Raw genomic sequence first — 18,939 nt, 5'->3', positions numbered from 1 at the left:
CGATCTCGAAACTATTCTGCAGGATTGCCTCCCACGGGCAGGATGGAGAGGTGACCGTGCAGAATCCCTGGCGTACCCTCGCGAGCGAGGTCCGATACGACAATCCCTGGATCACGGTCGTCCACCACGATGTGCTCGGGCCCGACGGCAACCCGGGCATCTACGGCACCGTTCACTTCAAGGCGGTCGCGCTCGGCGTGGTCGCGCTCGACGCCGAGGACCGGGTCCACCTGATCGGCCAGTGGCGCTACCCGTTGGATCGCTACTCCTGGGAGCTGCCGCAGGGTGGCGGCGACCCGGCAATCGACCCGCTACTCGGTATCCAGCGTGAGCTCCGTGAAGAGGCTGGACTTGAAGCACGCGACTGGCGTGAGATCCTGCGACTCGACCTGTCAAATTCGGTCACCGACGAGCTCGCGATCATCTGGCTCGCGACCGGCCTCACGGTCGGCGAGCCCGAGCCAGAGGGTACAGAACAGCTGGTGCGCCGTGTGGTGCCGTTCGATGAAGCGCTTGAGATGTGTCTGGACGGCGGGATCACCGACGCCATCACGGTTGCCGCCCTCTTGCGCGTCAAGTTGCTCCGCGACACCGACGCCCGCTGACCCGACCCGCGCCTACGGACGAATCTCGGGCGCGCTGCCATCCGAAAATCGCAGCACCGAAAAGTGGCGACGATCGAGCGTGACCACGGTCTTCGTGCGATACGCCCGGGCGAGTACGAGATTGGACGCGTCGGCCACTCCGATCGGCTGGTCGGCGTAGCGCTCGACGATCTCGAGTGCCTCGGCCACCCGATCCGCCGACATCTCGGCGAGGTGCCACGCTCCCGACGACAGTTCGCGAAGCACCGCATGCTCGGCGGCACTCCCGTGCCGCGTGAGAACGAGGTAGTCGACTTCCGCGACGACATAGGGTGACACGACAAGCGACTCGTTCGCCGACTCGATGATCGCCGTCACCGCGGTGTGCGACGGCTCACTCCGGTCGAAGTAGGCGAGCAGCGCACTCGTGTCGACGATCACGCCCCGAACCCGTTGAGCAATTCATCGGCCCGCTCCGCAATCGGCTCGCGTCCGGCGAAGAGGGCGCCCTGCGGTCGACGTGCAACGCCCGAGACCGCGTGCTTGATCGCGTCGCGAATGACTTCGGCCTCCGAGGTGCCCCGGCGACCGGCTTCGGCCTCGAGCGCGCGCTTGAGATCGTCCGGCAGATAGACCGTTGTCTTCGTCATGCCATACATGCTGCCATACGTCTCATCGAGACGACCGGTTACTCCGACTTCTTCGCCCCCGAGGCGGAGGCGTTGGATTCGTACGAGGTGTTCGTCGACTCGAAGAAGTTCACCAGTTGCAGGGTGTCGTTGGCCGTCGCCATCCATTTCGCGGGGTTGGTGACGTTGTACTCCGGGTCGAACCCGAGCTCTTCGAGCCGCCGGTCGGCCAGGTACTTCACGTACTGGTTGATGTAGTTGGCGTTGAGGCCGAGGATGCCGTTCGGCAGCAGGTCGCGGTTGTACTGCTCCTCCATCTCGACGGCGTCGAGGATCATCTGGCGGATCTCGTTCGCGAATTCCGGCGTCTGCAGGTCGGGGTTCTCGTCGAGTACCGTGAGGATGAGGTTGATGCCGAACTTCAGGTGCAGGCTCTCGTCGCGCACGACCCAGTCCATGAGCGACCCGAAGTTGCGCAGCAGGTTGCGCTGCCGGAACGACAGAGCGACCATGAAGCCCGAGTAGAACCAGATGCCCTCGAGGATGACGTTGTAGGCGACGAGGTTGCGGATGAAGTCCTGCTTGCCCGCCGTCGTCGTGATGTCGAGGGTCTCCTCGGTCATGCGGCGGATGAACGAGACCTCGAACTCCTCCTTGCGCGCCATCGACGGCACGTCGACGTGCGCGTTGTAGGCCTCGTTGCGGTCGATCGGGAACGTCTCGAGCACGTACTCGAACGACATGCAGTGGTTCGCCTCCTCCCACATCTGCTTCGCGAGGTAGAGGTGCGCCTCGGGAGCGTTGATATAGGGGTAGACCCCGAACGCGAGCGCCTTGTTGACGAGCAACTCGTTGGGGTTGAAGTACGACATGAGGAACGTGATCGCGTGGCGTTCCTCATCCGTCATCTTCTTGAAGTCGGCGATGTCTTCGCCCAACTGGATCTCGTTGGGGAACCAGGTGTTGGCGACCGCCTGGTCGTACAGGTCCATCGCCCACTGGTAGGTGACGGGCTTCAACAGAAGCCCTTCCTTGATCCCGGTGCCGAGAATTCCCATGTCTGCTTCACTTCCTTCGTCTATCCGCGACTTTTCGCGCGGATGGACCCTCGTTGTCTACGAAAAGTCGCGGATGGACCGCCCAGGCTCCGTTACTGGCAGCTCTCGCACTGCAGGTCGTCCATCGGATCGACCGGCACCGCGTAGTCGCCGACGGCGTCGACCGCGACGGCCGCGTAGGTGTCGAATGGCCCGGTCATTTGAGGCCCCCGAACCCGCGCCGCGCCGGCGCCGACGTGGTCGCCGTTGCCGCAACACCCTCTGTGGGGGTTTCCGCCTTCTGCGGGATGTCTTCACTCTTGTTGACCTTGACGGTCGACTGCTCGGCCGTGTGCCGCGGCTTCATGTGCAGGTAGTACGTCGTCTTCACGCCGCGCTCCCAGGCCGCGTAGTAGATGTCCATCATGTCGCCGAGGTCGCGCGTCTCGAGGTACATGTTGCGGCTGATCGACTGGTCGATCCACTTCTGCGCCCGCGCCGCGACCTCGAGGAACGAGTAGGGCGAGAGCTGGAACGACGTCTTGTAGACCGCCTTCAGGTCATCCGGCACCGCGTCGATGTTCTGGATGTCGCCTTGGCTGCGCAGGATCGGCTCACGCACCGAATCCCACAGTCCGCGCGCCTGCAGCGCCTCGACGAGGTTGCGGTTCACCTCGAGGAACTTGCCATTGCTCGTCGCGCGGCTGAAGATCTGCGAGAACTGCGGGTCGAGACCGGGCGTGGTGCCCGCGACGAGACCGATGGATGCCGTCGGCGCGATCGCCATCAGGGTCGCGTTGCGCATGCCGCCCTTGACCTTCGCGCGCAGGGCGTCCCAATCGAGGCGGGTCTTTCGGTTGACCTTGATCTCGATGCCGCGATCCTTCTCCGTCAGCGCGATCGAGTCGAACGGCACGAGGCCCTGCGACCAGCGCGACCCGGCGAAGTTGTTGTACGAGCCGCGCTCGCGGGCGAGGTCGGCCGACTCGTCGATCGCCGCGTACGAGACGTGCTCCATGATCTCGTCCATGAGGTCGTACGCCTCTTCGGACTCGTACGAGAAGCCCAGCTTCTCGACGACATCCGTGAAGCCCATGACGCCCAGGCCGATCGCCCGGTTCTGCTGGTTGGCGTGGTCGGCCTCCGCCACCGACGACTCGGTGATGTCGATGAGGTTGTCGAGCTGCCGCACGGCGCTGCGGGCGCTCGCCTCGACGAGATCCCAGTCGAAACCGAGCCCCCCGTTGCCCTCTTTATCGGGCGCAGTGAGCTTGAGGTGCGTCGACAGGTTGATCGAGGCCAGGTTGCAGACCGAGATGTTCTCTTCGTCCTGCGGAAGGCAGATCTCGGTGCAGAGGTTACTGAGGTGGATCGTGCCCGTGTTGTTGTTGAGGGCACGGTTGTTGATCGTGTCCTTCCAGGTCAACCACGGGTGGCTGGTGGTCTGCAGCGAGATCAGGATCGCCTTGAACTGCTCGCGGGCGCCGATCTTCTTGAACATGCCGAGCTCGCCGGCTTCGGCCATCACGACGTACTCCGCGTAGCGCTTCGAGAACGCGGCGCCGTAGAGCTCGTTGAGGTCGCTGACCTCGAGCGGGTCGAACAGGTACCAGTCGTCGTCGTTCTGCACGCGCTTCATGAACTCGTCGGAAATCCACACCGCGGTGTTGGCGGTGCGGGTGCGCCGGTACGGGTCGCCGGAGTTCTGGCGCAGGTCGAGGAACTCGGGGAAGTCGAGGTGCCAGTTCTCCATGTAGAAGCACAGCGCGCCGAACTTCTTGCCACCGCGGCTGACCGCGCGCAGCACCGAGTCGATCGTGTGCATGAAGGGGATCGGGCCGGTGCTCGTGGTGTTGTTCGAGCGGATGGGCGATCCCTGCGCGCGCAGCTTGGTGACCGAGAGGCCGATGCCGCCGGTGCCCTTGGTGAGCCACATGACGTCGCGCACGCCCTTGGCGATGCTCTCGATGTCGTCCTGCATCTCCATGACGAAGCAGTTGGAGAGCTGCGGGAACGCGGTGCCCGCGTTGACCAGGGTCGAGCCGGCGGCGACGTACTCGAGCTTCGACATCTTGTCGTAGAAGCCGATCGCGACGGTGGTGGGGTCGGCCTCGTTGAGCGAGAGGCCCATTGCGATGCGCATCCAGAAGAACTGCGGAACCTCGAGCGGCTCGCCGTTGCGGGCCTTGATGCCGTAGCGGTTGTTGAGCGTGACAACGCCGATGTACTTGAGCAGTTCGTCGCGGCTCGGCTCGAGGGCGGCCGCGAGCCGGTCGAGGTCGAACAGGTCGGGGAAGCGCGGGTCGAGCAGCTTCTCTTCGACACCCCGGATGACGCTCGCGCGGAAGTACTGCGCGTGGAGCGCCTTCAGCTCCGCGGCGGTCTGGTAGTCGCCGAGCACGCTCTTGTAGATCGTCTTCAGCAGCAGGCGGGCGGCGACGGTGTCGAACTGCGGGTCGTCCTTGACGTTCTGGAGGGCGACCTGGATGACGGCCTCGTCGAGCTGCTGCGTGGTGATGCCGTCGAACAGGGTGAGCTCGAGCTCCGATGCGATCTGCGTCACCCAGGTGATGTTCTCGTCAAGGCCGGCACTCGCGTGTTCGATCGCGAGGTTGATCTTGTTCGCGTCGTAGGGCTCCCGCTCTCCGCTGCGCTTGACGACCGTGATGCTCACGTACTCTGCTCCTCCTGTGCCTCATCGGCACGTCCCCGTTGCGCGACCTCGTGAGTCGCCGAAATCCTTCAAAAACGACCGCTTCCCGGCCGTGTGACCCCTCCCCCTGGCCGGGAGGTTTGATCACTATATATCCGGGTACTGACATGTGCACCACCACTACATCTAGTGGGCGTGTCGTCCACAGATTGTGGATAAGTCCGCGGACTTCTCCACAGTTTCCACAAGCTACCCGGCCCTTCCGACACCCTCACCAGAGCCTCTGAGAGATGTAGTGTTGGTCGGCTGTGAAGACGTACGCCGAGCTGTTGCGCCACCCGGGGATCGCCCGGCTGCTCTTCGCGCAATTGGTGGCGCGCTTCCCCGGCGGGATGCTCTCGCTCGGCCTTCTCATCCACGTCGAGGGCATCTTCAACTCGTACGGCGTGGCCGGCCTGGTGCTGGCGAGCCTGAGCATCGGCCAGGCGGTCGCCGGTCCGCTCACCAGCCGCTGGATGGGGGCCTGGGCGATGCGCCCCGTGCTCATCCTCACCGGCTCCGTCTGCGCTGCTGCGCTCGCCGTGCTGGCGTTCGCGCCGCTGTCGATCCCGGGGTTCATGGCGGTCGCGCTCGTGGGCGGCCTGAGCTATCCGCCCATCCAGCCGGCGGTGCGCACGATCTACCCGAAGGTCGTCAACAGTCGGCAGCTCACGCCGCTGTTCTCCCTCGACGCGAGCGCCCAGGAGATCATCTGGATCGCGGGCCCGGTGATCGTCACTTTCGTGGCGACGCAGGTGTCGTCGACAGCGGGCATCCTCATGTCGCTCGTCTTCCTCGTCGGGGGTGGAATCTGGTTCATCTCCAGCCCCGAGGTCGGCCGGGTGCGCATCCCGCGGTCGAAACGCCGCTTCGGCGTCGTGCTCGCGAGGCCGTCGGTGTTGCTCATCACGGTGCTCGGCGTGCTGCTGGTCGGGTGCTTCGCCGCGATCGAAGCCGGGGTCGTGTCGATGTTCGATCACGGGGGGCTTGAGTCGGGCCTCGTGTTGGGCATCTTCGCGCTGGCCTCGCTCGCCGGCGGCCTCGCGTTCGGTCACCTCCCCATCGGCCCGTGGGCGCTCGCGCGTCGGATGGCCGTCATCCTGGTCGGGTCGATCTTCGCGGTATTCGCGTTCGAGTTCTGGACGATCTCGGCCGCGCTGGTGATCGCCGGCTTGTGCGTCGCCCCCGCGCTCGCGGTCATGTTCGCCGCGGTGTCGGCCACGGTGCGCTTCAGCGACACCGCCGAGGCGTACGGCTGGGTGGGCACGGGCCAGCTGCTCGGGGCGGCACTCGGCTCGGCCGTCGCGGGCTTCCTCATCGACGCCGCCGGGTCCACCGGCGGGTTCGTGGCGGCCGCGGTGCTGGTGGCCGCCGCAGTGCTCATCGCGGTCATCTTCCGCCGTGCGCTCCCCGACCTGCGTGGGCGCGACGCGAGCCCGATTCCGGACACCGAGCCTGTGCCTGTCCAGCCGAGCTAGCGTCGCGCCGAGGTCACCCGTCCCGACCATTGTGAGGGCAATGTGATGTCACATTCGTCTGACCTCCCGGCCGCATTCACAACAGTTCCCTGCAATTACGGGAGACTCCGGACGGGCTGTTATCAAACTGTGACCTGTTTGCTCTTGCCGCGGGTGGAATTGTGAAGGCTAACATTCAGTCGACGGACTTCCCCATGTCCGTCGATTGTCACCAAGATCCGGCATTGCTGCCGGCCAAGACGAGGAGGTTTTGGCAATGAAGAAGAAACTGATCACCGGCATCGCCCTGGCGGCGGCGGTTGCGCTGACCGCGACCGGATGCGCCGGAAGCCCGGGTGCCGGAGGCGACGACGAACTCATCACCGTCGGCTTCGCACAGACCGGCTCGGAGAGTGGTTGGCGTTCGGCGAACACCGAGTCGATGAAGACCGCGTTCTCGGAAGAGAACGGCTTCGAGCTCGTGTTCAACGCGGCCGACAACAAGATCGAGGCGCAGATCGCCGCGGTGCGCAGCTTCATCAACCAGGGTGTCGACGCGATCGTCGTCGCGCCGATCGTCGAAGACGGTTGGGATGACGTGCTCACCGAAGCGAAGGAAGCCGGCATCCCGGTCATCCTCGAAGACCGCACCGTGACCGCGTCGGACGACCTGTACGCGGCGTGGGTCGGACTCGACTTCCGCAACGAAGGCGTCATGGCCGGCGAGTGGGCGGCCGAGACGTTCGGCGACACCCCGACCAACCTGGTCGTTCTCGAAGGCACCACCGGTTCGGCTCCGGCCAACGACCGTGCCGAGGGCTTCGCCGAGGCCATCGAGGGCACCGGCATCACGACGCTCGACTCGCAGACGGGTAACTTCACCCGCGCCGACGGCAAGACCGTGATGGAAGGGTTCCTGCAGAAGTACGGCGACACGATCGACCTGGTGTACGCACACAACGACGACATGGCTCTCGGTGCGATCGACGCGATCGAGGCCGCTGGACTCGTGCCGGGTGTCGACATCCAGATCGTCTCGATCGACGCGGTCAAGGACGGCATGCTCGCCCTGATCGACGGCAAGATCAACTTCATCGTCGAGTGCAACCCGCTGTTGGGCGACCTCGCCGCCAGTCTCGTCAAGGACGTGTTGGCGGGCAAGGACGTCCCGAAGACGACCTACGTCGAAGACGATTCCTTCACTCCGGAGCAGGCAGCCGAAGTCATCGACGAGCGTCTGTACTGATCCATCCAGTTCGGGGCGGGCGACACGTGGCCGCCCGCCCCGAACTTCAGCCCGTCGAGAGAGAACCACCTCCCATGACTCAGCAGCACCCTCTGCCGACTGGCGCCGTTCGCCCCATCGTCGCGATGAACGGGATCACGATCCGTTTCCCCGGTGTGCTCGCCCTCGACGGCGTCGACTTCGCGCTCCACCCCGGTGAGGTGCACGCCCTCATGGGCGAGAACGGCGCCGGCAAGTCGACCCTCATCAAGGCCCTCACCGGCGTCTACTCGATCGACTCCGGCACCATCCATGTCGACGGCGAACCGCGGTCGTTCTCGACCACTGCCGACGCCCAGGCGGCCGGCATCTCGACGGTGTACCAGGAAGTCAACCTCCTGCCCAATCTCTCGGTGGGCGAGAACGTCATGCTCGGCCACGAGCCGCGTCGCGCCGGCCGGATCGATTGGCGCGGCGTCCACGCCGAAGCCGCGCAGCACCTCCGCAACCTCGGCGTCACGATCGACACCCAGTCGCTGCTGTCCAGCCACTCGATCGCCCTCCAGCAGCTCGTGGCGATCAGTCGCGCGATGGTGACCGACTCCAAGGTGCTCGTGCTCGACGAGCCCACCTCGAGCCTCGACCGCGGCGAGGTCGAGCAGCTCTTCGGCGTCGTGCGCGACCTGCGCGAACGCGGCGTCGCCATCATCTTCGTCTCGCACTTCCTCGACCAGGTGTTCGAGATCTCCGACCGCATCACCGTGCTGCGCAACGGCAAGCTCGTCGGAACCTCCGCCGCCGCCGACCTGAGCCGGGGCGAACTCGTCGCCCAGATGCTCGGGCGCGTCGTCGACGAGTTCGAGAACATCTCGCGCGCCGCCGACCGCGAGGTCGACCGCAGCGGCACCCCCGTCGTGTCGGCGACGGGCCTCGGGCGGCGCGGCGTGCTCGAACCGGCCGACCTGGATGTCTTCGACGGCGAGGTCGTCGGAATCGCCGGGCTCCTCGGCTCGGGCCGCACCGAACTCGTGCGCCTCCTGTACGGAGCCGACCACGCCGACACCGGTCGCGTCGCGGTGCGCGGGTCGACCGTTCGAGTCTCCACTCCCCGGCACGCGATCGAGCAGCGCATCGCGTTCTCGTCTGAGGATCGGCGTGCCGAAGGCATCATCGGCGACCTGACCGTCGCCGAGAACATCGTGCTCGGCATCCAGGCCCGCCGCGGCTGGCGCAGAATCGGCGGCTCCGAGCAGGAGTCGATCGTCACCGAGTACATGGCCGCCCTCGGCGTGCGCCCCGCCGACCCGTCGATGCTCGTGAAGAACCTCTCCGGCGGCAATCAGCAGAAGGTGTTGCTCGCGCGCTGGCTCGCCACGGCCCCGCAGCTGATCATCCTTGACGAGCCGACTCGTGGCATCGACGTCGGCGCTAAGGCCGACATCCAGCGCAAGGTGACCGAGCTCGCGGCCGAGGGCCTCGCCGTGGTGTTCATCTCGTCGGAGCTCGAAGAAGTCGTGCGTCTCGCCCAGCGCATCGTCGTCATGCGCGACCGGCGCAAGATCGGCGAGCTGGACGCGCACGACACGAACGTGGACGATGTGGTCGCGGCCATCGCCGCAGAAGCACGAGAGGGCGTCGCATGACGAAGATCTTCAAACACCGGCTCGTGTTGCCGATCGCGGCGCTCGTGGCGCTGATTCTCGTCAACACGATCTCGCGCCCCTCGTTCGTCTCGATCACCGTGCGCGACGGCCAGCTCTACGGCTCGGTCATCGACATCCTGCGCAATAGCGCCCCGCTGATGCTGGTCGCGCTCGGCATGACCATCGTGATCGCCACCCGCGGCATCGACCTCTCGGTGGGAGCGCTCATGGCGGTGTCCGGAGCTGTCGCGCTGACGATCATCGACGGCTCGGGCTCACCCGACAGCCCGGCGACCCTCGGCATCGCGATCGCCGCGGGCGTCACCGCCACCCTCATCTTCGGCGCCTGGAACGGCTTCTTAGTGTCGGTACTCGGCATCCAACCGATCATCGCGACTCTTGTGCTCATGCTCGCCGGCCGCGGCATCGCGCTGCTCATCACCGGCGGCTTCATCACGACCGTGACCAGCACGCCCTACAAGTTCATGTCGCAGGGGTACCTGCTGGGGCTGCCCTTCGCGTTCTACGTCTCGGTCGTCGCGATCACGCTCGTGGCGCTCATCCAGCGGCGCACCGCGCTCGGGATGCTCACCGAATCGGTCGGCATCAACCCCGAAGCGAGTCGGCTCGCCGGGGTGCGCTCCCGCGGCATCGTCTGGGGCGCCTACGCGGTGAGCGGTCTGCTCGCCGGATTCGCCGGCATCCTCTACAGCTCGAACATCATGGCGGCCGACGCCAACGCCGCCGGGCAGTACATCGAACTCGACGCGATCCTCGCGGTCGTGCTCGGCGGCACGTCGCTCATGGGCGGCAAGTTCAGCATCGCCGGCACGGTGATCGGTGTCTTCACGATTCAGACCCTGAAATCGACGATCACGTTTCTCGGGGTGCCCCCCGCGGTGAGTCCGCTGTTCATGGCGATGGTCGTGGTGATCGTGGTGCTCGTGCAGTCGCAACGCGTGCGCACCGGGGCGAGCAAGGTCTGGGCGACGCTGACGTCGCGGAAGGTTGCGGAGGTGGCACGATGAGCGCGACGACGTCGACACGGGTTCCCGAGGGGCTCGCCACCCGGGTGCGCCGGTTCACCAGCCGCCGCGCGTCATGGATCCCCGTGTTCGCGGCCCTCGCCATCCTGCTCGCGCTGCTGCTGGTCGGGCAGGCGTACTTCGGCAACTTCCTCACCCCGCGGGTGCTGTCGTCGCTTCTGCTCGACAACGCCTACCTGTTGATTCTCGCCGTCGGCATGACCTTCGTCATCCTCACCGCCGGCATCGACCTCTCGGTCGGCGCGGTGCTGGCGTTCACGGCGATCCTGGGCGCCCGGTTGCTCTCCGAAGGCACCCCGGTCGTCGTCGTCGTGCCGGTCATGCTCATCGGCGGCGCCCTCATCGGTCTGCTCATCGGCGTGCTCATCCAGTTCTTCGACGTGCAACCCTTCATCGCCTCGCTCGCCGGCCTGTTCGCGGCGCGGGGGCTCGCCTTCCTGGTGAGCCTCTCGTCGATCAAGGTCGAAGACCCGGCCATCCTCTGGTTGCAGACGAAGCTGTTCAACATCGACGGCTGGTACCTCTCGCCGACCGGCATCATCGCGCTGCTCGTCGTCGTCGCGGGTGCGCTCGTGCTGCAGTTCACCCGATTCGGACGCACGATCTACGCGATCGGCGGCAACGAACAGTCCGCGCGGCTCATGGGTCTTCCCGTGGTGCGCACGAAGCTACTGGCCTACGTGATCTCGGGCACCTGTGCCGGCCTCGCCGGAGTGGTCTTCACCGCCTACCAGGGGGCGGGCTATCCGCTCAACGGAATCGGCACCGAGCTCGACACGATCGCCGCCGTCGTCATCGGCGGCACGCTGCTCACCGGCGGCTCGGGTTTCGTGCTGGGCTCGATGATCGGGGTCTTCGTCTACGGCACGATCAAGACCGCGATCTCGTTCCTCGGCGCCGAACAGTCGTGGACCCGCATCACCATCGGGGCTCTGCTGCTGATCTTCGTCGTCGTGCAACGGGTGATCGTGTCGCGCTCGAGCCGCAGGTGATCTCCCGGCGGCGGCCGGCGTCCACCAGAATGTGACGATGGGCGACCCGACGACGACGCCGGCACTCGACGTGCCTGTGCTTCACGTTTCGGGTGCGACCGTGAGGTTCGGGCGCGAGACCGCGCTCGACGGCGTCGACTTTCGGATGTTCCCGGGCGAAGTGCACTCCCTCATGGGCGAGAACGGCGCCGGCAAGTCGACGCTGATCAAAGCGCTCACCGGCGCGCTGCCGCTGGACGGCGGCGAGATCCGGCTCGACGGGGAGGTGGTGCGGATGCCGTCGCCTCTCGAGGCGCAGCGTCACGGCATCCGCACGGTGTACCAGGAGATCGACCTGCTGCCGAATCTGTCGGTGGCCGAGAACATCGCGCTCGGACGCGAACCGCGGCGCTACGGCGGCATCGACTGGCCCGCGATGCGACGACTCGCCTCCGAGGTGCTCGCCGAACTGGGACTCACCATCGACCCTGCCTCGCTGCTCGGCACGCACTCGCTCGCCGTGCAACAGCTCGTGGCGATCGCCCGCGCGATCTCGACCGACCTGCGCGTGCTCGTGCTCGACGAGCCCACGTCGAGCCTCGACGCCGACGAGGTCGCCGAACTGTTCCGTGTCATCCGCGAACTCAAGGAGCGCGGAGTGGCGGTGCTGTTCATCTCGCACTTCCTCGACCAGGTGTACGAGATCTGCGACCGCATCACGGTGCTGCGCGGGGGCGTGCTCGTCGGGGAGTACCGCACGACGGAGCTGCTGCGCATCGACCTCGTGCAGAAGATGCTGGGCCGTGAGATCGCCGAACAACGCGTGCGCCGGCCGAGCGACCCCGAGCCGGGCGGGCCCGTCGTGCTCGGTGCCCGACAGCTGCGTCGGTGGCCCCGGGTGCACGATGCCGACATCGAGGTGCGCGAAGCCGAAGTGGTGGGCCTGGCCGGACTGCTCGGCTCGGGCCGCACCGAACTCGCCCGCACCCTCGCCGGCGTCGACCAGCCCGACGGCGGTGTCATCATTCTCGACGGCACGCCGACGTCGATCACGGGGCCCCGCCGCGGCATCCGCCTGGGTGTCGTCTACTCGTCGGAGAACCGTCGAACCGAAGGCATCATCGCCGAGCTCACCGTGCGCGAGAACATCGTGCTCGCCATTCAGGCGCAACGCGGCATCCTGCGATTGATTTCCCGCGCGCGCCAGACGGAGCTGGCGGCTTCGTGGATCGAGGCCCTCGGCATCCGCCCCGAGTCGCCGGAGGCGATCGCGGGCACGCTGTCGGGCGGCAACCAGCAGAAGGTGCTGCTCGCCCGGCTGCTCGCGCTCGCCCCGCGTGCCCTGCTACTCGACGAGCCGACGCGCGGCATCGACGTCGGCGCTAAGGTCGAAGTCCAGAATCTCGTCGGGGAGCTGGCGGCGAACGGCATGTCCGTCGTGTTCATCTCGGCCGAGCTCGAGGAGGTTCTGAGGGTGTCCACGCGCATCGTCGTGCTCCGCGACGGGCTCGTCGTCGCGACCCTCCCCGCCGACGAATTGTCGAGTGGCTCGCTGATGGCGATGGTGACGCAGCCGGATGACGGAGACTGACCCGAAGCGGCGGGGTTCCGATGAACCGGGCCCGCGCGCCGCCAACATCTTCGACGTCGCCCGTCTCGCCGGGGTGTCGCACCAGACCGTGTCGCGCGTGCTCAACGACCTGCCGAACGTGCGCCCGACGACACGCGCCCGGGTCGAGAGCGCCATCTCGCAGCTGCGCTACAGCCCCTCCCCTGCCGCCCGTGCCCTCGTCACCCGCCGCAGCCGCACCATCGGGTTGATCGCGCCCGGCACCGCCGACCTCGGTCCGGCATCCATCGCCATGCACTTCAACCTCGCCGCGCGCGAGGCGCGGTACGGCGTCGAGACGGTGTCGCTGCTCGACATCGAACCCCCGGGGGTGCGGGCCATCGTCGAGACCCTGTTGCGGCAACGGGTGGATGCGATCGTGCTCATCGTCGACGACGTGTCGGTGCTCGAGGTGGTGCGCGGTCTCGACCTCGGCATCCCGTTCGTCGCCGTCGCCGCGTCTGCCCGCCGCGGGCCCACGGTGGTGTCGATCGACCAGTACCGCGGGGCGCGCGCCGCCGTGCGGCACCTGGTGGAGCTCGGCCACACCCGCGTGCTGCACGTCGCCGGGCCGGCGCGGGCCCCGGATGCCATCGAGCGGGAGCGCGGTTGGCGCGACGAACTCGCGGCTCACCGCCTCGAGGTCGTCGAACCCGCGCGTGGCGACTGGACCCCGGCGAGCGGGTACGACCTCGGCCGCACGATCGACATCGCCGGTCCGACCGCCATCTTCGTCGCCAACGACCACATGTCGATCGGCGTGCTCTCGGCGTTGCGGGAACGCGACCTGCGCGTTCCTGAGGATGTCAGCATCGTGGGCTTCGACGACCTGCCCGAAGCCGGATACCTCTACCCCCCGCTCACGACGGTGCGCCAAGACTTCGCGGCCCTCGGGTCGCTCATCATGCAGAAGGTACTGCTCGCCATCGAGGAGCCCGAGACGGCTACCGAGTCGACCCCGCTGCCGACGACCCTGATCGTGCGCGAGTCAGCCCGCGCCCCGCGGTAGGAGCGGCGAGCGCCGGATCAGGCGGCGGCCTCGTCGAGCACGAGCCACGGGAACGTGGTGTCGGCGGCCGGAAAGTAGGAGGCGTCGCGTAGCAGTGTCGCACCGGCGCCCCCGGCCGTTCCTTCTCGTTCTCTGTCATCAGCCGATCGCCGTCGCCACGACCCGCGCCATGCGCGGCCGGATGACGTGGTCGGCACCCTGCACCCGGTGCGGCATGACGCCGCGCAGGTTCTCGACGATGCGCAACCCGGCGGGATGCAGCAGCGGGTCGAGGGTGCCGTAGACGAGGTGGATCGGGGCGGCGACCTGCACCAGGTCGCTCACCATGGTCTGCGATTCGATCGACTTTTCGAGCGACAGCACGAACGCGTTCCAGTTCTTTTCGGAGACATCCAACAGGTTCTTGATCGGCGACAGCCGCGCGAGGCCCGCGGCGGCGCGGATCGTGAACTCCTTGTTGGCCCGCAGGAATTCGTAGAGGTGCAGGTATCCACCCATCGCCGCGCGGTCGAAAGGAGCCGCGATCTCGGTAGGCGTGATGTACACGGGCGGACTGACGATCACCAGTCGGGTGACCTGGCGCCGGTGGTTCGCGGCGTACCGAGTGGCGATGAGGGCGCCCATCGAGTGCCCCACCAGCACGAACTCACGCAGCCCGATCGTGCGGACGGTGTGGCGCAGGGCGGCGACGTGCTCTTCGATCGAGTAGCTGGCATCCGCGGGCGCGGGTGAGGAGCCGAAGCCGAGCAGGTCGATCGAGATCGCGCGGTGCCGGTCGGCGATGAGCGGTACGACGTTCTCGAACGTCACCGACGACGAGGCGATGCCGTGCAGCAGCACGACCGGCGGGCCAGCGCCGACATCCCCGGCGACATGAAGAAGGGGCGGCCTCCGCAGCAGTCGGCGCAGCCACCCCATTCCGCCATGCTACGGCGGCGATCCGACAAAGTGTCAGTGATCGCGCATGTTCTCCTTGTGCTCGTTCTTGGCGTGCACGGCGTCGCGCTCGGCTTCGGCGTTCTTCACGGCGGCGTCGGCCTGCATCTCATCGACTTTGTCGGAGATGCGCTCCTTGGTGTCGTCGACGGCCTCGCCGATCCGGTCGCCGGTGGCGTCAGCCGCATCCTTGGCGTTGTCCATGAAACCCATGATTCGTCCTCCTTGTGGGATGCCCGATCGGGGTTTCGACGGTAGGCCCCGAAGCTGCGGGATCGAACGGGGTTGACACCACCTCATGGCGGGCGTAGGCCGTGACGGAAACGTGATCGCCTGACGCTCGAATCGTGATGAACGTTGTGTGGCGCCCGGGCGCCGGGGACTTTACCGTTGCCCTCATGAGGCGAAACGCGCGGACGACAACTCTCGGAGCAGCCGTTCTGGCGGCCACCCTCCTGCTCGCGGGATGCAGTGCGGGCAGTCTGGCGACCGGCGACAGCGGACCGGTGGGCGACGAGCAGAGCGTCCCCGTGGCGCCCGAGATGCAAGGTGGGGATTCCGCCACCGACGGCGGCACCGGCTTCGCTGCCGAAGAACGAGCCCGGGATGTCATCGTGACCGGGTCGATGACCGTCACCGCCGACGATCCGATCGCCGCAGCGCGCGACGCCGTGCGACTCGTCGAGTCGGCGGGGGGTCGCATCGACGGTCGCACCGAGTACGCACCGGCGAACGGCGATGCCGGGAGCGCCACCCTCATCCTGCGGATCCCGGCCGAGCGGTTGCAGGCGGTGCTCGACGACCTCGCCGCGCTCGGGCGTGCCGACGAGATCTCCACGAGCACGAGCGACGTCACCGTGCTGGTGACCGACCTCGAGTCGCGCATCGCGACCCAGCGCGGCATCATCGACCGGCTCAACACGATGTTCGAGAGGGCGACGACGATCGATGACCTGATCACCCTCGAGACCACGATCGCGCAACACCAGGCGACGCTCGAGGACCTCGAGGCGCAACAGCGGTCGGTCTCCGACCAGGTCGCGCTCTCGACGATCTCGCTTTACCTCCGCAGCGAAGCCGAGGCGCCGAAGCAGGAACCGATGGACTTCCTCAGCGGGCTGTCGGCCGGCTGGAGTGCTTTCGTCGCCTTCTTCTCGGGGCTGCTCGTCGCCCTCGGGGTGCTGTTGCCGTGGCTCATCGCCGCCGGCCTCATCTCGGCCGCGATCGTGCTGATCGTGCGCCGCAACCGTCGGCGCAACGCCGCGAAGACGGCATCCTGAGGCTCGTCTGCTAGCGTTACCGGTACTGAGTCACGTATCCGTGAACTCTGCGTCGTAGAACGCTTCCTCTCCCGCCGATCGATTTCGGCGGTCGATGACTCTCTTACGGCGAACGGATGTGGGCATTCCCACCTTCGCCAACCCGAACAAATCGGCCGCGCGCCTCGTGAACTCATTCACACGCGCCGCGGCCGTCAGGAACAACCATGACCACCACTACCTTCGGCACGCTCGGCGTGCCCTTCCCTCTCGTCGAGGTCCTCACCGCTCAGGGCAAGACCTCGGCGTTCCCGATCCAGGTCGCGACGCTGCCCGACACCCTCGCTGGACGCGACGTGCTCGGCCGCGGCCGCACCGGCTCCGGCAAGACCCTCGCCTTCGGCATCCCGATGGTCGCGCGTCTCGGCACCCGGCTCGCCGGCGGACCGCGCCGCCCCAACCGGCCGCTCGGTCTCGTACTCGCCCCGACGCGCGAGCTGGCGACCCAGATCGCCGCGACTCTTGCGCCGCTCGCGGCCGCGTACGGCCTCAGCACCACCACGATCTTCGGCGGCGTCTCGCAGCAGAAGCAGGTCGCCGCGCTGCGATCGGGCGTCGACATCGTCGTGGCCTGCCCCGGCCGCCTCGAAGACCTCATGAAGCAGAAGCACGTCTTCCTCGACGCGATCGAGATCACCGTGCTCGACGAGGCCGACCACATGGCCGACCTCGGCTTCCTGCCCGGCGTGACCCGCATCATGTCGGCGACCCCCGCGGACGGACAGCGGATGCTGTTCAGCGCGACGCTGGACAACGGCGTCGACAAGATCGCCCACCGCTTCCTGTCGCAGCCGGTCAGTCACGGGGTCGAGGACCCGGGCGTTCCGCAGGGCGTCATGGAGCACGTCGTGTTCGCCGCGTCGGACGCTGCCTCGAAGAAAGACCTCGTGCACGCGCTCGCCTCGGGCACCGGGCGGCGCATCATGTTCACCCGCACCAAGCACGTCGCCAAGCGCTGGGCCCGCGACCTCACGGCCGCCGGCATCCCCGCCGCCGACCTGCACGGCAACCTCAGCCAGGGTCAGCGTGACCGCAACCTCGCCGAGTTCGCTTCCGGTGAGACCCGGGTGCTCGTCGCGACCGACATCGCGGCGCGCGGCGTGCACGTCGACGACGTCGAGCTGGTCGTGCACATCGACCCGCCCGCCGAGCACAAGGCCTACCTGCACCGCTCCGGTCGCACCGCCCGCGCGGGCAAGGAGGGCGTCGTCGTGACTCTCGTGCTGCCCGAGCAGCGCAAGGACCTCGACGTCATGATGCGCAAGGCCGGCATCCAGGCCGCCGTGCAGCCCGTCACCGCCGCCTCGCCCGCCGTGGTCGAGCTCGTCGGCGAGGTCGCCGCGCACGTGAAGCCCGCGCCGAAGCAGCCGACGCAGCCGCAGCGCCCGTCGTCGAAGCCCCGGCAGTCGTCGGGGGGCCGCACCGGGCAGGGTCAGGCTCGCGCGCAGCGTGACGGTCAGCCCCGCGCCCAGCGTTCTGGCGCGCAGCGTTCCGGTGGTCAGTCGACCGCACGGCCGCAGCGCGGTGGCGTCGCCTGGTCGTCCGAGGGCGGCGGTTCGTTGCAGCAGCCGCGCTCCGACCGGCAGCAGCCCGGAGGCGGTGGCGGCGGTCGCCGTCGTCGCCCGTCAGGTGGTCGTCCGGCAGCCGCCGGCGGCGGTCGCGGCCGCTAGGCCCGTCGGCGTCGAGCGGGATCGCTCATAGCTGGTTGCCGAGCTTGAAACCGTGCTCGGTGTCACCCTCGCGAGTGTATGAGAACCCGTCGGCGCCGATCGTGACGGCCATCTCACTCGGCTCCTCGCGCTCCGCGACGGGGACGGGGTCGCCGTCGAGGTCGAGCACGAGGCTCGCGTCGGTGTACCAACTCGGCACGACCGGATTGCCCCACCAGTCCCGGCGCTGGTTGTCGTGCACGTCCCAGCGCACCACCGGGTTGTCGGGGTCGCCGGTGTAGTAGTCCTGCGTGTAGATCTCGATGCGGTGGCCGTCGGGATCGAGGATGTACAGGTAGAACGCGTTCGAGACGCCGTGGCGTCCTGGACCGCGCTCGATCGCGTCGCTGCGGCGCAGGGCGCCGAGCTTGTCGCAGATCGCGATGATGTTGTGCTTCTCGTGGGTCGCGAACGCGATGTGATGCATCCGCGGGCCGGCCCCGCCCGTGAGGGCGGTGTCATGCACGGTGGCCTTGCGGCGCATCCAGGCCGCGTACACGATGCCCTCGTCGTCTTCGATGTCTTCCGTCACCCGGAATCCGACACCCTCGAGATACTCGATGCCGCGCGGAACATCCGGGGTCACCTGGTTGAAGTGATCCAGCCGCACGAGCGCGCCCGGGGTGTAGAGGTCGTACCTCCAGGCGAGCCGTTCGACGTGGTCGACGGCGTAGAAGAATTCGTACGGGAACCCGAGCGGATCGGTGACCCGCACCGCGTCGCCGATGCCCCGTACGAAACCGCCGGGACGCCGCTCGGTGCGGCAGCCGAGCGCCTGGTAATAGGTCTCGGCACGATCGACGTCTTCGGGGGTGCGCACCCGGAAGGCGAGGACGGCGGCCGCGGCGACCGGCCCCGTGCGCAGCACGAGGTTGTGGTGGATGAACTCCTCGAGAGTTCGTAGGTAGATGGTGTCGGCGTCCTCGTAGGTGACGGTGAGACCGAGGATGTCGACGTAGAACTCGCGTGCGGCGGCGAGGTCGGTGACGACTAGCTCGGCGTAGGCGCACCGCACGATGTCGGGAGGGGTCACGCCGGGGGCGGTCAATGCGGGGGTGGAGGTCATCGTCAAT

At 67.4% G+C, this 18,939-nt stretch carries 17 protein-coding genes; 10 read left to right on the top strand and 7 right to left on the bottom strand.

Annotated elements, in window-relative coordinates:
* The first annotated feature begins 50 nt into the window (after positions 1–50).
* Positions 51–605, top strand: coding sequence for an NUDIX domain-containing protein (locus WBL06_RS10805; protein ID WP_424456008.1), 555 nt, complete (start codon positions 51–53; stop codon positions 603–605).
* 12 nt (positions 606–617) lie between these two features.
* Here WBL06_RS10805 and WBL06_RS10800 read toward each other — a convergent pair whose 3' ends face one another.
* The 4 genes from WBL06_RS10800 to WBL06_RS10785 form a co-directional block, all read right to left on the bottom strand.
* Entirely contained in the window at positions 618–1,025 is a 408-nt protein-coding gene (locus WBL06_RS10800) for a PIN domain-containing protein (protein ID WP_424456007.1), read from the bottom strand.
* Positions 1,022–1,234, bottom strand: a complete 213-nt coding sequence (locus WBL06_RS10795) for a CopG family transcriptional regulator (RefSeq protein ID WP_424456006.1) — start codon at positions 1,232–1,234, stop codon at positions 1,022–1,024. Before WBL06_RS10795 ends, WBL06_RS10800 begins: the two co-directional genes overlap by 4 nt.
* Before the next feature lie 38 nt (positions 1,235–1,272).
* Positions 1,273–2,271, bottom strand: coding sequence for a ribonucleotide-diphosphate reductase subunit beta (locus tag WBL06_RS10790; protein WP_424456005.1), 999 nt, complete (start codon positions 2,269–2,271; stop codon positions 1,273–1,275).
* Between the two features lie 196 nt (positions 2,272–2,467).
* The gene (locus WBL06_RS10785) at positions 2,468–4,924 is read right to left on the bottom strand and encodes a ribonucleoside-diphosphate reductase subunit alpha (RefSeq protein ID WP_424456004.1); all 2,457 of its coding nucleotides are present in this window, start codon (positions 4,922–4,924) and stop codon (positions 2,468–2,470) included.
* Positions 4,925–5,211: 287 nt separating this feature from the next.
* Between WBL06_RS10785 and WBL06_RS10780 the strand changes: the two genes are divergently transcribed.
* The 7 genes from WBL06_RS10780 to WBL06_RS10750 all read left to right on the top strand — a co-directional run bounded on the left by WBL06_RS10780 (position 5,212) and on the right by WBL06_RS10750 (position 13,902).
* Entirely contained in the window at positions 5,212–6,420 is a 1,209-nt protein-coding gene (locus tag WBL06_RS10780) for an MFS transporter (protein ID WP_424456003.1), read from the top strand.
* A gap of 256 nt (positions 6,421–6,676) precedes the next feature.
* Positions 6,677–7,645 (top strand): ABC transporter substrate-binding protein, encoded by a 969-nt coding sequence (locus WBL06_RS10775; protein WP_424456002.1) that lies wholly within the window; start codon positions 6,677–6,679, stop codon positions 7,643–7,645.
* A gap of 74 nt (positions 7,646–7,719) precedes the next feature.
* Positions 7,720–9,267, top strand: coding sequence for a sugar ABC transporter ATP-binding protein (locus tag WBL06_RS10770; protein ID WP_424456001.1), 1,548 nt, complete (start codon positions 7,720–7,722; stop codon positions 9,265–9,267).
* Complete coding sequence (locus WBL06_RS10765) at positions 9,264–10,295, top strand: ABC transporter permease (protein ID WP_424456000.1); 1,032 nt, start codon at positions 9,264–9,266, stop codon at positions 10,293–10,295. Before WBL06_RS10770 ends, WBL06_RS10765 begins: the two co-directional genes overlap by 4 nt.
* Positions 10,292–11,305, top strand: a complete 1,014-nt coding sequence (locus WBL06_RS10760) for an ABC transporter permease subunit (protein WP_424455999.1) — start codon at positions 10,292–10,294, stop codon at positions 11,303–11,305. Before WBL06_RS10765 ends, WBL06_RS10760 begins: the two co-directional genes overlap by 4 nt.
* 37 nt (positions 11,306–11,342) lie before the next feature.
* Complete coding sequence (locus WBL06_RS10755; RefSeq protein WP_424455998.1) at positions 11,343–12,875, top strand: sugar ABC transporter ATP-binding protein; 1,533 nt, start codon at positions 11,343–11,345, stop codon at positions 12,873–12,875.
* The gene (locus tag WBL06_RS10750; protein ID WP_424455997.1) at positions 12,862–13,902 is read left to right on the top strand and encodes a LacI family DNA-binding transcriptional regulator; all 1,041 of its coding nucleotides are present in this window, start codon (positions 12,862–12,864) and stop codon (positions 13,900–13,902) included. Before WBL06_RS10755 ends, WBL06_RS10750 begins: the two co-directional genes overlap by 14 nt.
* Positions 13,903–14,040: 138 nt before the next feature.
* Here WBL06_RS10750 and WBL06_RS10745 read toward each other — a convergent pair whose 3' ends face one another.
* Positions 14,041–14,820 carry an alpha/beta fold hydrolase gene (locus tag WBL06_RS10745; protein ID WP_424455996.1) on the bottom strand — a complete coding sequence of 260 codons (780 nt, stop codon included), beginning with the start codon at positions 14,818–14,820 and terminating at the stop codon, positions 14,041–14,043.
* A 33-nt stretch (positions 14,821–14,853) separates the two neighbouring features.
* The gene (locus WBL06_RS10740; RefSeq protein WP_424455995.1) at positions 14,854–15,051 is read right to left on the bottom strand and encodes a hypothetical protein; all 198 of its coding nucleotides are present in this window, start codon (positions 15,049–15,051) and stop codon (positions 14,854–14,856) included.
* A 185-nt stretch (positions 15,052–15,236) separates the two neighbouring features.
* Here WBL06_RS10740 and WBL06_RS10735 point away from each other — a divergent pair, with 185 nt between their 5' ends.
* The gene (locus tag WBL06_RS10735; protein ID WP_424455994.1) at positions 15,237–16,118 is read left to right on the top strand and encodes a DUF4349 domain-containing protein; all 882 of its coding nucleotides are present in this window, start codon (positions 15,237–15,239) and stop codon (positions 16,116–16,118) included.
* Between the two features lie 206 nt (positions 16,119–16,324).
* On the top strand, positions 16,325–17,827 hold the full coding sequence (locus WBL06_RS10730; protein WP_424455993.1) for a DEAD/DEAH box helicase: 1,503 nt from the start codon (positions 16,325–16,327) through the stop codon (positions 17,825–17,827).
* Positions 17,828–17,852: 25 nt separating this feature from the next.
* Here the strand turns inward: WBL06_RS10730 and hpaD are convergent, their stop codons facing one another.
* On the bottom strand, positions 17,853–18,932 hold the full coding sequence (gene hpaD / locus WBL06_RS10725) for a 3,4-dihydroxyphenylacetate 2,3-dioxygenase (RefSeq protein WP_424455992.1): 1,080 nt from the start codon (positions 18,930–18,932) through the stop codon (positions 17,853–17,855).
* Between the last annotated feature and the right edge of the window lie 7 nt (positions 18,933–18,939).

Source organism: Pseudolysinimonas sp. (assembly GCF_049651805.1).
Classification (GTDB): domain Bacteria; phylum Actinomycetota; class Actinomycetes; order Actinomycetales; family Microbacteriaceae; genus Pseudolysinimonas_A.
The sequence above is the reverse complement of the archived record's forward strand: the minus strand, read 5'-3'. Positions and strand labels throughout refer to the sequence as shown.

Bases quoted from the DNA above. Each gene is read 5' to 3' on its own strand.
- WBL06_RS10795 (WP_424456006.1), bottom strand. From the start codon at position 1,234: ATGACGAAGACAACGGTCTATCTGCCGGACGATCTCAAGCGCGCGCTC.
- WBL06_RS10790 (WP_424456005.1), bottom strand. From the start codon at position 2,271: ATGGGAATTCTCGGCACCGGGATCAAGGAAGGGCTTCTGTTGAAGCCC.
- WBL06_RS10775 (WP_424456002.1), top strand. From the start codon at position 6,677: ATGAAGAAGAAACTGATCACCGGCATCGCCCTGGCGGCGGCGGTTGCG.
- WBL06_RS10770 (WP_424456001.1), top strand. From the start codon at position 7,720: ATGACTCAGCAGCACCCTCTGCCGACTGGCGCCGTTCGCCCCATCGTC.
- WBL06_RS10765 (WP_424456000.1), top strand. From the start codon at position 9,264: ATGACGAAGATCTTCAAACACCGGCTCGTGTTGCCGATCGCGGCGCTC.
- WBL06_RS10760 (WP_424455999.1), top strand. From the start codon at position 10,292: ATGAGCGCGACGACGTCGACACGGGTTCCCGAGGGGCTCGCCACCCGG.
- WBL06_RS10755 (WP_424455998.1), top strand. From the start codon at position 11,343: ATGGGCGACCCGACGACGACGCCGGCACTCGACGTGCCTGTGCTTCAC.
- WBL06_RS10750 (WP_424455997.1), top strand. From the start codon at position 12,862: ATGACGGAGACTGACCCGAAGCGGCGGGGTTCCGATGAACCGGGCCCG.
- WBL06_RS10745 (WP_424455996.1), bottom strand. From the start codon at position 14,820: ATGGGGTGGCTGCGCCGACTGCTGCGGAGGCCGCCCCTTCTTCATGTC.
- WBL06_RS10740 (WP_424455995.1), bottom strand. From the start codon at position 15,051: ATGGGTTTCATGGACAACGCCAAGGATGCGGCTGACGCCACCGGCGAC.
- WBL06_RS10735 (WP_424455994.1), top strand. From the start codon at position 15,237: ATGAGGCGAAACGCGCGGACGACAACTCTCGGAGCAGCCGTTCTGGCG.
- WBL06_RS10730 (WP_424455993.1), top strand. From the start codon at position 16,325: ATGACCACCACTACCTTCGGCACGCTCGGCGTGCCCTTCCCTCTCGTC.
- hpaD (WP_424455992.1), bottom strand. From the start codon at position 18,932: ATGACCTCCACCCCCGCATTGACCGCCCCCGGCGTGACCCCTCCCGAC.